Source organism: Pseudonocardia sp. ICBG1142 (assembly GCF_020496255.1).
Lineage (GTDB): Bacteria > Actinomycetota > Actinomycetes > Mycobacteriales > Pseudonocardiaceae > Pseudonocardia.
Genome location: NZ_JAHLJC010000031.1, coordinates 528,243 through 543,835, shown reverse-complemented (window position 1 = coordinate 543,835; position 15,593 = coordinate 528,243). Strand labels below are relative to the sequence as shown.

The window sequence follows — 15,593 nt, the reverse complement described above, 5'->3', positions numbered from 1 at the left end:
GAGCCCGGGGACACCGTGACGGCGGCACCGTGCCGGCGGGCTCAGTCGGCGTAGACGCTGCCGGCCGGTGCGGACGTGTCCGGGTCGTCGTGACCGAGCGCGGCGGACAGCTTGCCGAGCAGGTCGACGGCGGCCTCGGCGATGACCGTGCCGGGCGGGAACACCGCGGCGGCTCCCATGTCGAGCAGCTCCGGTACGTCCGCGGGCGGGATGACCCCGCCGACGACGACCATGATGTCGTCGCGCCCCAGCTCGGCGAGCTCACGGCGCAGCTCCGGGACCAGCGTGAGGTGTCCTGCGGCCAGCGAGCTGGCGCCGATCACGTGCACGTCGGACTCGGCGGCCTGCTTCGCGACCTCGGCCGGGGTCTGGAACAGCGGCCCGACGTCGACGTCGAAGCCGATGTCGGCGAACGCGGTGGAGATGACCTTCTGGCCGCGGTCGTGGCCGTCCTGGCCCATCTTCGCGACCAGGATGCGGGGCTGGCGGCCCTCGTGGCGGGCGAACTCGGAGACGAGCTCGCGGGCGCGGTCGATCGCCGGGTTCTGCCCGGCCTCGGCGGAGTACACACCGGAGATGATGCGGATCTGACCGGCGTGACGCCCGAAGACCTTCTCGAGTGCGTCGGAGATCTCCCCGACCGTGGCCTGGTCGCGGGCCGCGTTCACGGCCAGCTGGAGCAGGTTCTCGTCGTCGGAGCGCGACGAGCCCTCGGCGATCTTCTCCGCGGCGCCGGTCAGCGCCCGCAGCGCCTCGTCGACGGCGCGGTCGTCGCGCTCGGCGCGCAGCCGCTGCAGCTTCTCGAGCTGCTCGCGTCGCACGTTCTTGTTGTCGACCTTGAGCACGTCGATCTGCTCGTCGGCCTCGACGACGTACTTGTTGACGCCGATCACCGGCTGGCGGCCGGAGTCGATGCGGGCCTGGGTGCGGGCCGCGGCCTCCTCGACACGCATCTTCGGGATGCCGGCGTCGATGGCCTGGGCCATGCCGCCGGCCTTCTCGACCTCGTCGATGTGCGCCCACGCCCGCTTGGCGAGGTCGTAGGTGAGCTTCTCGACGTAGTACGAGCCGCCCCACGGGTCGACGACGTTCGTGGTACCCGACTCCTGCTGCAGCAGCAGCTGGGTGTTGCGGGCGATCCGCGCAGAGAAGTCCGTCGGCAGCGCGAGGGCCTCGTCGAGGGCGTTGGTGTGCAGCGACTGGGTGTGGCCCTGGGTCGCGGCCATCGCCTCGACGCAGGTGCGGACGACGTTGTTGTAGACGTCCTGCGCGGTCAGCGACCAGCCGGAGGTCTGGGAGTGCGTCCGCAGCGACAGCGACTTGGCGTTCTGCGGCTCGAACCGGTTCACGAGCTTCGACCAGAGCAGGCGCGCGGCCCGCATCTTGGCGACCTCCATGAAGAAGTTCATGCCGATCGCCCAGAAGAAGCTCAGCCGCGGGGCGAACTTGTCGATGTCCAGCCCGGCGTCGACACCGGCCCGCAGGTACTCCACGCCGTCGGCCAGGGTGTAGGCGAGCTCCAGGTCGTTGGTCGCACCCGCCTCCTGGATGTGGTACCCGGAGATGGAGATCGAGTTGAACTTCGGCATCTTCCGGCTGGTGAAACCGAAGATGTCGGAGATGATCTGCATCGACGGCTGCGGCGGGTAGATGTAGGTGTTGCGGACCATGAACTCTTTCAGAATGTCGTTCTGAATGGTTCCGGTCAGCTTCTCCGGGCTCACGCCCTGTTCCTCGGCGGCGACGATGTAGAGCGCCAGCACCGGGAGGACGGCGCCGTTCATCGTCATCGACACCGACATCTTGTCCAGCGGGATGCCGTCGAAGAGCTGGCGCATGTCGAGGATCGAGTCGATCGCGACACCGGCCATGCCGACGTCGCCCGCGACGCGGGGGTGGTCGGAGTCGTAGCCGCGGTGGGTGGCGAGGTCGAACGCGATCGACAGGCCCTTCTGCCCGGCGGCGAGGTTGCGCCGGTAGAACGCGTTGGACTCCGCGGCGGTGGAGAACCCGGCGTACTGGCGCACCGTCCACGGCTGGTTGGTGTACATCGTCGGGTACGGCCCGCGCAGGTACGGGGTGATGCCCGGGTAGGTGTGCAGGAAGTCGACGCCGGCGAGGTCGTCGGCGGTGTAGAGCGGCTTGACGCCGATCCCCTCCGGGGCCTCCCAGACCTCGGCGGAGCCGTTCCAGGTGGTCGCGGCGGCGGTGTCGCCCGTGTGGCCCGTGTCGCCGCCCAGGAGCGGCACGGTGGTGAAGTCGGGAATGCTCACTTCGAGCCCTCCAGGTGGGTGTACACGTCGTCCAGGACGGCGAGGGCGTCGCAGCCGGCGAACAGGTGGCCGTCGACGCCGGGCACCGGCTCCCTCGGCTTCCCCGCGAGCAGGATGTGGGTGGCCCCGGCCTCGCGCAGCGCGGCGGCGGTCTCGGCGGCCCGCTCGTCGTAGAGCGTGTCCGAGGAGCAGAGCACCGCGACCGGCGAGCCGCTCTTCCCGAACGCCTCGACGACGTCGGCGGCGGTCTCGGTCGGGCCGGCGTCGACGGTGTCGACACCGCCCGCGGCCAGCAGGTTGCGGGTGAACCCGGCACGGGCGGTGTAGACCGCCAGCGGGCCGAGGGTCGCGAGGAAGGCGGTGGGACGCGAGCCCGTCTCGGCCAGCAGCGCGTCGGAGCGGTCCCGGTGGGCCTCGTAGGCCTCGGCGGGGCGGTAGAGCGGCAGCCCCCCGCGCTCGACGGCCGGCGGCAGCGGGGTGCGTCGTACCGGCTTCTCGTTCAGGTCGGGGAACTCCGAGACGCCGGTGAGCGGGGCCTTCCGCTTCGCGACGTCGGCCTCGCGGCGGGCGCGGACCTCGCCCACCTTCTCCGCGACCAGGCCGGAGTCGAGCGCGGCGACCGCGCCACCCGCGGCCTCGATCTCGACGAAGAACTCCCAGGCCACCCGCGCGAGGTCCTCGGTGAGGTGCTCGACGTACCAGGACCCGCCCGCCGGGTCGATGACCCGCGCCAGGTGCGACTCCTCGACCAGCAGGTTCTGGGTGTTGCGGGCGATGCGGCGGGAGAACGGCTCGGCGACGCCGAGGGCGGCGTCGAACGGCGGCACGGTGACCGCCTCGGCCCCGCCGACGCCCGCGGCGAACCCGGCGACGGTGCCGCGCAGCATGTTCACCCACGGGTCGCGCCGGGTGAACAGCGCGTCGGGGACGGTGGCGTGCTGGGTCTGCGGCACGTCGGTGACGCCGGAGGCCTCCAGCACCCGGACCCACAGCCGCCGGCCCGCCCGCAGGGTCGCGATCGTCGGGAACTGCTCGGGAGTGGCGGCGTAGCGGAACTCGATCAGCCGGGCCGCGTCGGCCACCCCGATCCCCGCGGCGTCCAGGGCGCGCAGGTAGGCGACCCCCGCGGCCAGGGACCACCCCAGCTCCTGGGCGTCGGAGCCGCCGGCCTCGCGGACCACCGTCGCGTCGACGGTGATCGCGGTGACCTTGTCGAAGGTGCCGTGCACGCGACGGGCGACCTCGACGACGGACTCGACGTCCGGACCGGAGCCAGCGCGGGCGCGCAGCCCGATCGGGTCGACGCCCAGCGAGCCGAGCAGCTCGGCGTCCTCGACGCCGTTGCGGGCGGCCAGGTCCAGGTAGGCGTGCGCGGCGGCGACCTGCTCGGTCCCGGCGTCGAGGGCGACCCCGGCCAGGTCCAGGTGCACGCCGTCGAGGGCGCGCGCCAGGTCGGCGACGGCGACGCCGCCCTCGCCCACCCGCAGCCACACCGAGGTGACGCCGCACTCCAGGTCGGCCAGCACGGCCTCCCGGACGGCGGCCGGGTCGGTGCCCGCGTGGCGCTGGCGGATGTCCCAGCCGTCGGGGACGTGGCCGTCGGTGCGGGCGCCGCGGGTGAACGGCCACGACCCCGGCACGCCGGTGGGCGGCAGGTCGGTGGTGTCCTCCTCGGCGTAGAGCGCCGCGACCCGGATCCCGTCGGGTGAGGTGCGGGTCAGGGTCTCGACCCCGGCCCCGAGCTCGGCGTCCTCGCCGATCCGGCCCGACTTGCGCACCACCGCGTCCACGGCGGCGAGCCACTGGTCGCGGGTGACCGGGTCGAAGGCGCCCGCGAGGACCAGCTCCTCCGGCTCCACCGGAGCATCCACGGAAGAGCCCTCCGGACCGGCTGCGCGGCCGACCGCGCTGCGGTCACTGTCCGTCATCCGCTCTGTTCTCCTCACCGGCCCGCGGGGCGGCCTCGTTGCCCGCCGGATGGCGCCGTCGTCGACACCACCGAAGTGCAGCGGAGTCTAGTGAGCCGGTGGCGCCAGGGGCATGCGCTGTGGCGAGGCGCGCACGGCCTGTGATGCACCCGACTGGCGCAACGGGGCCGTCCGGGGGCGTCGCGGCGTACACCCGGCCGTTCCCCGCCGGTAGTCCCCACCGGTAGCCCCTGGCGGCCGGGTGCCGGTGTGACGGGCCGGGGCGGGAACAACCGGGGGCAGGGGTGCATTGTGGTCGGCATGCCCCGCGTGACCCGAGGATTCGTCGGGCGCAGACCGCGTGACCGACGGCTGCCGCCCGGCCAGTACGACGCCGGCGACCAGTGGCCGGTGCTGACCGCCGAACGCGCCCCCGTGCTGGACACCGCCCGCTGGACCTTCCGCATCGACGGTCTCGTGCAGCGCCCGGTCGAGTGGACCTGGGACGAGATCCGCGCCCTGCCCCGCGAGCGGTGGGACGGCGACATCCACTGCGTCACGACCTGGTCGAAGTTCGGGATGCACTGGAGCGGGGTCGCGGTCGACACGCTGCTGGAGGCGGCGGGACCGCTGCCGGAGGCGCGGTTCGCCGTCGCGCACTCGCACTCGGGCTACACCACGAACATGCCGCTGTCGGACCTGACCGGCGGCCGGGCGTGGCTGGCGTTCGAGGCGCAGGGCGCGCCGCTGACCCGCGAGCACGGCGGCCCGGCGCGGCTGCTGGTGCCGCACCTCTACTTCTGGAAGAGCGCGAAGTGGGTCGCCGGGCTGCGCCTGCTCGCCGAGGACGAGCCGGGCTTCTGGGAGCGCAACGGCTACCACGACCGCGGCGACCCGTGGTCCGAGCAGCGGTTCCAGGGGGACTGACGGTGGACACGACCCCACGCCGCACCCTGCGCTGGCAGGCCGCGACCGTGCTGTCGGTGCACGACGAGGCCCCGGGGGTGAAGACCTTCCGGCTCGGGCTGGAGGAACCGGCCACCCACCTGCCCGGCCAGTACTACGTGCTGCGCCTGACCGCCGAGGACGGCTACACCGCGCAGCGCTCGTACTCGGTCGCCTCCGCGCCCGACGGGCGGCCGGAGATCGCCCTGACCGTCGAACATCTCGACGACGGCGAGGTGTCGGGGTTCCTGCACGACGTCGCCGTCGTCGGGGACGTGTTGGAGGTCCGCGGCCCGGTCGGGGGCTGGTTCGCCTGGGACGGCGTCTCCCCCGCGCTGCTGGTCGGCGGCGGGTCCGGGCAGGTCCCGCTGGCCGCGATGCTGCGCCACGCCCGCGCCGTCGGCCGTCCCGACCTGGTGCGGATGCTGGTCTCGGTCCGCACCCCCGACGATCTGTTCTACGGCGAGGAGCTCACCGGTCCGCCGGTCACCGCGGTGTTCACCCGGACCGCCCCTCCCGGCGCGACCCGCCCGGCGGGCCGGCTCACCCTCGCCGACCTCGCCCCGCTGGTCCGCGGCGGGGAGACCGCGTTCGTGTGCGGCTCGCCGGCCTTCTCCGCCGCCGCGGCCGACCTGCTCGCCGCCGCCGGCGTCCCCGACCACGCGATCCGGATCGAGCAGTTCGGCCCGACCGGGGCCTGACCGAGCGGCCGGGCACCGGGGTGCGGCACGATGACCCGGCCCCGAGACTCCGCGTGCTGCCGCGAGCGGCCCGGACCGACTCGATCCGCCCGTGCACCGCAGGAGCCGACGATGACCGTCACCCCCGCCGAGACGTCGTTCCCGAGCGGCGGGCTGCGCTGCGCGGCCTGGCTCCTCACGGCGTCCGGCGACGCGCTCACGAACGACCGCGGCCGGCCCTGCGTCGTCATGGCGCACGGGTTCGGTGCCACCCGCGACTCCGGGCTGCTGCCCTTCGCGCAGCGTTTCGCCGCCGCGGGCCGCGCGGTGCTGGTGTTCGACTACCGCGGGTTCGGCGCCTCCGACGGCACCGGCGACCCGCAGCTCGACCAGGACGTCCACCACGGCCGCCACCGCGCCGACTACCACGCCGCGATCGCGTACGCCCGCACGCTGCCCGGCGTCGACCCGGAGCGGATCGTGCTGTGGGGCAGCTCGTACTCCGGCGGGCACGTGGTCCCGGTCGCCGCCCGCGACGGCCAGGTCGCCGCGGTGATCTCCCAGGGCGCCGCGATGGACGGGGCCGCCGCGCTGCTGGAGATCCTGCGCTACGCCGGGCCCGGGCAGCTGGCCCGCCTCACCGGGCACGGCCTGCGCGACGCCGCCGCCGGGCTGCTCGGGCGCTCGCCGCACCGGATCGCGGTGTTCGGGCCGCCCGGGTCGACCGCGGCGATCACCTCGCACGACGCCGAGAGCGGCTACTCCTCGATCGCCGGACCCGGGTTCCGCAACACCATGCGGGCCCGGGGCGCGCTGCGGATCCCGCTCAACCGCCCGGTGACGGCGGCGCGGCGGCTGCGGGCGCCGATCCTCGTCGTCGTCGCGGCGCGGGACTCGATCGCGCCGCCGGCGTCGGTGCGTGCGGTCGCCGCGCGGGCCGGGGCGGGCTCGGAGGTGCTGGAGCTGCCGTGCGGGCACTTCGACATCTACCTCGGCGAGATGTTCGAACGGTCGGTGGCCGCACAGGTGGACTTCCTGCGGCGCACGCTCGCCGTCGCCTGACCGGGCCGGACGGAGCCCCTCGGACCTGGGGGGCGAGCGCACCCGCGGCGGCCCGCGTGTCCAGCGCCACCGGGCCCGGATCCCCACTGATCTTCTACTTCCGGTAGAACTACTACTGGACGTAGAACTTCGCTCGGGAGGTCCCGATGGACGCGCTCGACCTGGCTCGCTGGCAGTTCGGGATCACCACGATCTACCACTTCCTGTTCGTGCCGCTGACCATCGGGCTGTCGGTGATCGTCGCGTCGCTGCAGACCGCCTGGTTCCGCACGGGCCGGGAGGAGTACCTGCGGGCGACGAAGTTCTTCGGGAAGCTGTTCCTGATCAACTTCGCGATGGGCGTGGTCACCGGGATCGTGCAGGAGTTCCAGTTCGGGATGAACTGGAGCGCCTACTCCACCTTCGTCGGCGACGTGTTCGGCGCGCCGCTGGCGATGGAGGCGCTCATCGCCTTCTTCCTCGAGTCCACCTTCATCGGGCTGTGGATCTTCGGGTGGGACCGGCTGCGCCGGGGCGTGCACCTGGCCTGCATCTGGGCCGCCGCGATCGGATCGAACCTCTCGGCGTACTTCATCCTCGCGGCGAACGCCTGGATGCGGAACCCGGTCGGCTACGAGGTCGACCGCGCCACCGGCCGGGCCCGGCTCACCGACATCGGCGCCGTGCTGACCAACCCGCAGGCCTGGTCGACCTACGCCCACGTCGTCGCCGCGGCGTTCCTGATCGCGGGCCTGTTCGTCGCCGCGGTCAGCGCCTGGAAGCTGATGCGCGAGCGCTGGCGCCGTCCCGGTGACGCGACGCCGCACCCGAGCGAGCACACGCTGTTCCGCAAGACCCTGCGCACCGGGTTCCTCGTCACCCTCGTCGCCGGGGTGCTGGTCATCGCCTCCGGTGACCACCAGGCCAAGCTGGCCGCCACCTACGAGCCGATGAAGCTCGCCTCAGCCGAGGCGCTGTGGCAGACCGAGGAGTCGGCCGGGTTCTCGCTGTTCGCCGTCGGCGACGTCCAGGGCAGCCGCAACCACATCAACGTGCAGATCCCCGGCGTCCTGAGCTTCCTGGCCACCGGGAGCCCGTGGGGCCCGGTGCAGGGCATCGAGAACGTGCAGGCACAGTACGAGGCGCTCTACGGCCCCGGGGACTACCGGCCCAACATCGCCGTCCTCTACTGGGCGTTCCGACTGATGATGGGCCTCGGCCTGGCCGGGGTCGCGGTCGCGACGGCCGGGCTCTGGCTCACCCGCGGCGGACGGCTGCCCGGCTTTACCCGCGACGGGGCACCGGCTCCGGCCGGGCGGCTCCGGCGGTGGGCCTACCGGGGCGTGATCGCCGCCCTGCCCGCGGCGCTGGCCGGGAACATCGCCGGCTGGGTGCTGACCGAGATGGGCCGCCAGCCCTGGACGGTGCACGGCGAGCTGCTCACCGCCCAGAGCGTCTCCCCCGGGGTGAGCCTGGGCCAGGTCGCGTTCTCCCTGGCCACGTTCACCGCGCTCTACGGGGTGCTCGCCGTCGTCGAGGTGCGGCTGCTGTTCCGCTACGTGCAGGCCGGTCCCGGCGCCGCACTCCCCTACACCGACGATCCCGACGGCCCCGACGGCCGTCCCGACGACGGCGCCGCCGTCGGCACCGACGACGAGCGCCGCCCCGCGGCGTTCAGCTACTGACCTGCGGAGGGACGACGATGGACCTGCCCACGATCTGGTTCCTGGCCGTGGCCGTGCTGTGGACCGGCTACCTGGTGCTCGAGGGGTTCGACTTCGGCGTCGGGATGCTGGTCCGCGTCCTGGGCCGCGACGAGGAGGCCGACCGCGAGGCGGCGCTCGGCGCGATCGGCCCGGTGTGGGACGGCAACGAGGTGTGGCTGATCGCCGCCGTCGGCGCGATGTTCGCCGCCTTCCCCGCCTGGTACGCCGCGACGCTGTCGGGCCTCTACCTGCCGGTGCTGCTCGTCCTGTTGGGCCTGATCGTGCGCGGGGTCGGGCTGGAGTACCGGCACAAGCGCTCCGACGCGTCCTGGAAGGCCCGCTGGGACCTCATGATCGGTCTCGGGTCGCTGGTCCCGGCCTTCGTGTGGGGCGTGGTGCTCGCCAACCTGGTCCGCGGCCTGCCGACCGTGCTGAGTGCCCCGGGCAGTGGGCAGAACACCGTGGTCACGGCCTCGCTCGCGGACCTGCTGAACGGCTACGCCCTGCTCGGCGGCGTCGTCACCACTGCGCTGTTCCTCCTGCACGGCGCGGTGTTCCTGGCGCTCAAGACCGACGGGCCGGTGCGGTACCGGGCACGCCGGTTCGCCCTGCGGGCGGTGGTCCCGGTCCTGCTGGTCACCGTCGCCTTCCTGGCCGCGACGCTCGCGCTGCGTGAGCCGTCCTGGACCGGCACGGTCGCCTGGGTCAGCGGGCTGGCCCTCGCCGCGGCCGGGGTGGCGCTGCTGCTCGGCCGCGAGGGATGGGCGTTCACCGCCACCGCGCTGTCGATCGGCGGGCTGTCGGTCGTGCTGTTCGGGCAGCTGTACCCGTCGCTGCTGCCCTCGACCACCGACCCCGCCCACACCCTGACCGTCGCGAACGCCACGTCCGCGCCCTACACGCTCACGGTCATGAGCTGGGTCGCGGCCGTGTTCCTGCCGCTGGTCCTCGCCTACCAGTCCTGGAGCTACTGGGTGTTCCGCAAGCGCCTCGGCGGGGCGCGGGTCGCACCGGAGGGGCCCTCCGGCCCTCGTGGCACCGCGGTACCGGCGCCACGATGACGACCGTGTCGCGCCCGTCCACCCCGTCGGCTCCGCCGGTCCCGTCGGGCACCGCCGGGGCGCCGCCCGCGGGCGGCCCGCCCGTCGACCCGCGGCTGCTGCGCACCGCGAGCGCGGTCCGGGTGCACCTGGCCGTCGCCGCGGGCTGCGGGGTCGCCGCGACCGGGCTGATCCTGGCCCAGGCCTGGCTCGTGTCGCGGGTGGTGGCCGGGGCGACGCCGTCGTTCGCCACCGACGGCACGCCCACCGGTCCGGGCGCCGGGCTCGACACCCTGGCCTGGCTGGTCGGGGGCGTCGCCGTCGTCGCGGTGGCGCGGGCGCTGCTGTCCTACGGCGCGGAGTCCGCGGCACTGCGCAGCGCCGCCCGCGCCAAGTCCCAGCTGCGGATGCAGCTCGTGCGCCGGCTCGCGCTCGCCGCGCCGGACCCGCGGCGGTCCTCCGGCGAGGTCGTCACCCTCGCCACCCGCGGGCTCGACGCCCTCGACGACTACTTCGCCCGCTACCTGCCCCAGCTGGTGCTCGCCGTCCTGGTCCCGGTCGCGGTGCTGATCGTCGTCGCGGACGCCGACTGGATCTCCGCGGTCGTCATCGGGGTGACGCTGCCGCTGATCCCGCTGTTCATGGTCCTGGTCGGGATGCACACCCGGGCCAGGACCGACCGCCAGTGGCGGCTGCTGTCGCGCCTCGGCGGGCACTTCCTCGACGTCGTGCAGGGGCTGCCGACCCTCGCGCTGTTCCGCCGTGCGCAGGTCGTCGCGGGAAAGGTCCGGGAGACCACCGACGCCCACCGGCACGCCATGACCGGCACCCTGCGGGTCGCGTTCCTGTCCGCGTTCGTGCTGGAGGTCCTCGCGACGCTCGCCGTCGCCCTGGTCGCCGTCGAGGTCGGACTGCGGCTGCTCTACGGGAACCTCGACTACGCCACCGCGCTGTTCGTGCTGGTCCTGGCCCCGGAGGCGTACCTGCCGCTGCGCGAGGTCGGTGCCCGGTTCCACGCCAGCATGGAGGGGGTCGCCGCCGCCCGGCAGGTGTTCGCCGAGCTCGACCGCCCCGTCGGCGGCGCCACCGGCGGGACCGCTCCGGTGCCGCCCGCCGACCCGGCCGGGCGCGGCCTGACCGTCGACGGGCTGCGGGTGCGCTACCCCGGCGCGGACACCGACGCCGTCGCCGGGCTGTCGCTGACCCTCGCCCCCGGTGAGACGGTGCTGCTGCGCGGCCCGTCCGGGGCCGGGAAGTCCACCCTGCTCGGCGTGCTGCTCGGCACCGTCGTCCCGACCGGCGGCACCGTGATCGTGCACGGCCGGGACGGAACCGGCGCCGAGCTCGCGGAGGTGGACCTCGACGCCTGGCGGCGCGGGGTGGCCTGGGTCCCGCAGCAGCCGCACCTGTTCGCCGACACCGTCGCCGCCAACGTCCGGCTCGGCGCCGGACGGGACCACGTCACCGACGACGCCGTCCGCGCGGCCGCACGCCGGGCCGGGCTCGACACCGTCGTCGCCCGGCTGCCCCGGGGCTGGGACACCGTGCTCGGTGAGGGCGGCACGCAGCTGTCCTCCGGAGAGCGCCAGCGGGTCGCGCTGGCCAGGGCGTTCCTGCGCGACGCGCCGCTGGTCCTGCTCGACGAGCCGACCGCGCACCTCGACCCCGACTCCGCCGCCGCGGTCCGCACCGCGGCCACCGAGCTGCTGCGCGGGCGCACCGCGGTCGTCGTCGCCCACGACGCGGGCTGGGCCGAGCACACCGACCGCACGGTCACGATCACCCCCGCCACGATCACCCCGGCCGGGGGTCCCCGATGAGCCCCTGGTCGCTGGCCCGCAGCGTGCTGGCGCCCCGGCTGCGCGGCGTCGTCGGCGGCGCGCTGCTCGGCGCGCTCGCCACCGCCTGCGGTGCCGGGCTGCTGTCGCTGGCCGCCTGGCTGCTCGCCACCGCCGCCCAGCACCCGTCGGTGACGGCGCTGTCGGTCGCCGTCGTGCTCACCCGTGCCCTCGGCGTCGGACGCGGGGTGGCCCGCTACGCCGAGCGGCTGGTCGGGCACGACGCCGCCCTGCGCGCGCTGTCGGACATGCGCGGCCGCGTCTACGCCCGGCTCGCCGCCACCGAGCCGGTCCACCGGTTCCGGTCCGGCGAGCTCGTCGCCCGGCTGGTCGGCGACACCGACTCCGTGCAGGACCTGGTCGTGCGCGGGATGCTGCCGGTCGTCGCGGCCGCGGTCGCCGGGTCCGGTGCGGTGCTGCTCGCCACCGCGCTCCACCTCCCCGGCGGCGCGCTGCTCGCGGGCGGGCTGCTGCTCGCCGGGGTCGCGGTGCCCGCCCTCGCCGCGGCGCTGTCGCGGCGGCCCGCCGAGCGCGCGGGCGTCGCGCGGGACCGGCTGGCGACCGCCCTGGTCGACCTGCTCGACGGCGGCCCCGAGCTGCTGGCCCACGGCGCGACCGGCCACGCCGTCGACGCGGTCGCCCGGGCCGATGCCGAGCTGACCCGCACCGCCCGCCGGGACGCCGCGCTGCTCGGCCTCGGCGCGGGCTCCGGTGCCCTGGTCGCCGGGCTCACCCTGGCCGGGACGCTGCTGCTGGGTGTCGCCGCCGTCGACGCCGGTGCCCTCGGCGCGGTCCCGCTGGCCGTGCTGGTGCTGACGGCGCTGGCCGCGTTCGAGATCGTCGCGCCGCTGCCCGCCGCCGCGGCCCGGCTCGCCGCGGTCCGCGCCGGGCTGGCCCGGCTGGTGCCGGTGCTCGACGCCGCCCCCGCCGTCGCGCACCGCGAACCGGGCTCCCCACCGCTGCCCCGTCGCGGCGACCTGGCGATCCGCGGTCTCACCGCGGCCTGGCCGGGACCGGGACCGGACGGTCGCGGCCGCACCGTCCTGCAGGGGGTGGACCTCGATGTCGGGCGCGGGGAGGTCGTGGCGCTGGTCGGCCCGAGCGGGTCGGGCAAGTCGACGCTGGCCGCGGTGCTGTTCCGGTTCCTCGACCCGCGCGCGGGCACCGTCCGGCTCGACGGGCACGACCTGGCGGTGCGGGCACCCGAGGAGGTCCGCGCGGTGGTCTCCGGGGTGCCGGCCGACCCGCACGTGTTCGACTCGACGGTCCGGGAGAACCTGCGCCTGGCCGCCCCCGACGCCGACGACGCCGTCCTGCACGACGTCCTGCGCCGGGTCGGTCTCACCGGGCTGGCGCTCGACGACGAGGTCGGCGCACACGGCGCCCGGCTGTCCGGTGGGATGCGCCGGCGGCTCGCGCTGGCCCGCGCGCTGCTCGTCGACCCGGCGGTGCTGGTGCTCGACGAGCCCACCGCCCACCTCGACCCGGACACCCGCGACGCCGTCCTCGACGACCTGCTCGCCGCCGCGGCGGGGCGCGCGGTGCTGCTCATCACCCACGACCCGGCGGTACTGCCGCGGGCCGACCGCGTGTACACGCTGCGCGACAAGAAGGTCCACCTGCGTGACGGGGCTGCGTGCAGCCCTCGCGAACCGCGGCCCTACCCTGCTCCGAACGTCCGATAGCGGGCTCGCGCCGGCTCCGGGCGCGCCCGGGGTTCTCTCAGTCAGGTCACAGGAGGCCCCTGACACGCTGGGAGCACCTCGCCGGGACACCGTCCCGCGCAGGAGTGCAGGAGTCAGTACGAGCCCGCGCGCGCCACGGCATCCGCCCGGCGCCGCGTCCGGTCAGAACGTGAGGTCACCACCCCGTGCGAGCGTCACGCCGTCCCTCCCCGACGACGTCAGGACCGAGGTCCGCGTCGCGGACCCCCCGGTTCCGGTCCGGCCTGCGCCGGGCCCCGGCCCTGGCCCTGGTGCTCTCGGGGGTCCTGGCCCTCGCCGCCTGCACCTCGGGGGTCGGCGGTGACGACACCGCCGGCGACACCGCGCCGTCGTCGGCCCTGGAGGCCTCCGCGAAGGCCGTCGACCTGGGCAGCTGGCGGTGGGACAAGCAGCCGGGACCGATGGAGATCGGGGTGACCCACACCCAGGACAGCCTCGACGACACCGAGCCCGCACAGGCCCGCCAGCGCGGGGTCGACATCCTGTCGAGCCTCGGCCAGGAGTACCAGAACCACCACATCATGGGCTTCGGCACGCTCAACCCCGAGCCGCGGCCCGGTGAGTTCGACTGGGGCTCGCTGGACCGCCGGATGCAGCTCACCGAGGAGACCGGCGGCAAGGCGATGCTGACGCTGTGCTGCTCCCCGGACTGGATGAAGGGCGCACCGCGCGACAGCGGCGACACCCGCTGGGACCGGCTCGAGAAGGCCCCGCTGCCCGAGCACTTCGCCGACTTCGCCAACCTCGCCCGCGAGGCCGTGCAGCGGTACCCGCAGGTCGACCGCGTCCTGGTGTGGAACGAGCTGAAGGGCTTCTACAACCAGGCCGAGAACCGCTGGGACTACGAGGGCTACACGAACTTCTACAACCAGGTCTACCAGGCCGTGAAGTCCGTCCGGCCCGACGTGCAGGTCGGCGGCCCCTACGTCGTCATGAGCAGCGTCCCGGTCGACTCGCACGACGCCTCGAACATCCGCGGCCCCTGGGGGGCGCTCGACCAGCGCCCGCTCGACGTCCTGGACTACTGGCTGAAGAACAACGTCGGTGCGGACTTCATCGTCGTCGACGGCTCGACCACCAACCGCGGACAGCAGGACGCGATCTCCCCGGTCGACGTCGGCGCGGAGAAGTTCTCGGTGATCGACCGCTGGATCCAGGAGCGGACGCAGCTGCCCATCTGGTGGGCCGAGTTCTACGCGAACGTCCCCGCCGACGCCCAGGCCGGCTTCGACTCCCCCGCCAGCGCGGTCTCGACGATCGCCGCACTGCAGGCGATGGCCCGCTCCGGCACCCAGGGCGCGCTGCTGTGGGGTCCCGAGGGCAGCAGCTCGCTCGAGTACTCCTCGCTGTGGACCCCGGCCACCGAGGAGAACGGCGGCCAGGCGACCCCGCTGACCGAGGCGTGGCGCTGGCTGGTGCCCCGGCTCCGGGAGGGCACCGTCGAGCTGGGCCGGGCCACCGACGGCTCCTCGCTGGGCGGTTTCCGCGCGGCCGACGGCTCGATGCTGCTGGTCAACTTCTCCGCCGACGCGGTGCCGGTGTCCGGCCAGGAGGACATCCCCGGCTGGGCGATCGTGCCGATGACCACCAGGTCCTGACACCCCGCGACGGCAGAACGGGCCGGCACCGCAGCTGCGGTGCCGGCCCGTTCGTCGTGGGGCGGGTCAGGCCTTCGGGCCACCGGCCACGTAGATGACCTGGCCGCTCACGAACGACGAGCGCTCGTCGACGAAGAACGACACGGTCTGGGCGATGTCCTCGGGCGCGCCGGGGCGCTGCACCGGGATCTCCTTGGCCCGGGCGGCCTTGAAGTCCTCCCAGTCCACGCCGATCCGCTCGGCGGTCGCCTTGGTCATCTCCGAGGCGATGAAGCCGGGGGCGATGCAGTTCGCGGTGACGCCGAACTTGCCGAGCTCGATCGCCAGGGTCTTGGTGAAGCCCTGCATGCCGGCCTTCGCCGCGGAGTAGTTCGCCTGGCCGCGGTTGCCCAGCGCGGAGGTCGAGGACAGGTTCACGACCCGGCCCCAGGCGGCGTCGACCATGTGCTTCTGCACCGCGCGGGTCATCAGGAAGGCCCCGCGCAGGTGCACACCCATGACCGCGTCCCAGTCGTCGACGGTCATCTTGAACAGCAGGTTGTCCTTGGTGATGCCGGCGTTGTTGATCAGCACGGTGGGTGCGCCGAGGCGCTCGGTGACCGCGTCGACGGCGGCGGCGACGGCCTGCTCGTCGGCGACGTTCGCACCGAACGCGGCCGCGGTCCCGCCCGCGGACTCGATGGCCTCGACGGTCGCCTTCGCGGCCGACTCCTCCAGGTCCAGCACCGCGACCTTGTGTCCGTCGGCGGCGAGCCGGATCGCGGTGGCGGCCCCGATGCCGCGCGCCCCACCGGTGACGATCGCGGTCCTCTGCTGCTGGGTCATGTCTCTCCTCGCTGAT

Annotated in this window: 11 protein-coding genes; 8 read left to right on the top strand and 3 right to left on the bottom strand. The window is 74.4% G+C overall.

Features of this window, described 5'->3' with window-relative positions:
* Positions 1-41: 41 nt before the first annotated feature.
* Positions 42-2,273: a methylmalonyl-CoA mutase gene (gene scpA, locus KPL59_RS26745; RefSeq protein ID WP_226362410.1), complete on the bottom strand. Its 2,232-nt coding sequence runs from the start codon at positions 2,271-2,273 to the stop codon at positions 42-44.
* Positions 2,270-4,201, bottom strand: a complete 1,932-nt coding sequence (locus KPL59_RS26740) for a methylmalonyl-CoA mutase family protein (RefSeq protein WP_226362409.1) — start codon at positions 4,199-4,201, stop codon at positions 2,270-2,272. Before KPL59_RS26740 ends, scpA begins: the two co-directional genes overlap by 4 nt.
* 300 nt (positions 4,202-4,501) lie before the next feature.
* Here KPL59_RS26740 and KPL59_RS26735 point away from each other — a divergent pair, with 300 nt between their 5' ends.
* The 8 genes from KPL59_RS26735 (at position 4,502) to KPL59_RS26700 (ending at position 14,752) form a co-directional block, all read left to right on the top strand.
* Positions 4,502-5,107: a sulfite oxidase-like oxidoreductase gene (locus tag KPL59_RS26735; RefSeq protein WP_043278273.1), complete on the top strand. Its 606-nt coding sequence runs from the start codon at positions 4,502-4,504 to the stop codon at positions 5,105-5,107.
* A gap of 2 nt (positions 5,108-5,109) precedes the next feature.
* Positions 5,110-5,826, top strand: a complete 717-nt coding sequence (locus KPL59_RS26730) for an FAD-binding oxidoreductase (RefSeq protein ID WP_226362408.1) — start codon at positions 5,110-5,112, stop codon at positions 5,824-5,826.
* Between the two features lie 111 nt (positions 5,827-5,937).
* Positions 5,938-6,867 (top strand): alpha/beta hydrolase, encoded by a 930-nt coding sequence (locus KPL59_RS26725; protein WP_226362407.1) that lies wholly within the window; start codon positions 5,938-5,940, stop codon positions 6,865-6,867.
* A gap of 146 nt (positions 6,868-7,013) precedes the next feature.
* A complete protein-coding gene (locus tag KPL59_RS26720; RefSeq protein ID WP_226362406.1) occupies positions 7,014-8,531 on the top strand; it encodes a cytochrome ubiquinol oxidase subunit I in 1,518 nt (505 codons plus the stop codon).
* A 17-nt stretch (positions 8,532-8,548) separates the two neighbouring features.
* Positions 8,549-9,613 (top strand): cytochrome d ubiquinol oxidase subunit II, encoded by a 1,065-nt coding sequence (gene cydB, locus KPL59_RS26715; RefSeq protein WP_226362405.1) that lies wholly within the window; start codon positions 8,549-8,551, stop codon positions 9,611-9,613.
* Between the two features lie 5 nt (positions 9,614-9,618).
* The gene (cydD, locus tag KPL59_RS26710; RefSeq protein ID WP_226362404.1) at positions 9,619-11,412 is read left to right on the top strand and encodes a thiol reductant ABC exporter subunit CydD; all 1,794 of its coding nucleotides are present in this window, start codon (positions 9,619-9,621) and stop codon (positions 11,410-11,412) included.
* Positions 11,409-13,115, top strand: coding sequence for a thiol reductant ABC exporter subunit CydC (gene cydC / locus KPL59_RS26705; RefSeq protein WP_226352527.1), 1,707 nt, complete (start codon positions 11,409-11,411; stop codon positions 13,113-13,115). Before cydD ends, cydC begins: the two co-directional genes overlap by 4 nt.
* A gap of 185 nt (positions 13,116-13,300) precedes the next feature.
* Positions 13,301-14,752, top strand: a complete 1,452-nt coding sequence (locus KPL59_RS26700; RefSeq protein WP_308187958.1) for a hypothetical protein — start codon at positions 13,301-13,303, stop codon at positions 14,750-14,752.
* 66 nt (positions 14,753-14,818) lie between these two features.
* Here KPL59_RS26700 and fabG read toward each other — a convergent pair whose 3' ends face one another.
* Positions 14,819-15,577: a 3-oxoacyl-ACP reductase FabG gene (gene fabG, locus KPL59_RS26695; RefSeq protein WP_020623147.1), complete on the bottom strand. Its 759-nt coding sequence runs from the start codon at positions 15,575-15,577 to the stop codon at positions 14,819-14,821.
* Positions 15,578-15,593: the final 16 nt, after the last annotated feature.

Coding starts and splice junctions, on each gene's coding strand:
- KPL59_RS26740 (WP_226362409.1), bottom strand. CDS start 4,201: ATGACGGACAGTGACCGCAGCGCGGTCGGCCGCGCAGCCGGTCCGGAG.
- KPL59_RS26735 (WP_043278273.1), top strand. CDS start 4,502: ATGCCCCGCGTGACCCGAGGATTCGTCGGGCGCAGACCGCGTGACCGA.
- KPL59_RS26725 (WP_226362407.1), top strand. CDS start 5,938: ATGACCGTCACCCCCGCCGAGACGTCGTTCCCGAGCGGCGGGCTGCGC.
- KPL59_RS26720 (WP_226362406.1), top strand. CDS start 7,014: ATGGACGCGCTCGACCTGGCTCGCTGGCAGTTCGGGATCACCACGATC.
- cydB (WP_226362405.1), top strand. CDS start 8,549: ATGGACCTGCCCACGATCTGGTTCCTGGCCGTGGCCGTGCTGTGGACC.
- cydC (WP_226352527.1), top strand. CDS start 11,409: ATGAGCCCCTGGTCGCTGGCCCGCAGCGTGCTGGCGCCCCGGCTGCGC.
- fabG (WP_020623147.1), bottom strand. CDS start 15,577: ATGACCCAGCAGCAGAGGACCGCGATCGTCACCGGTGGGGCGCGCGGC.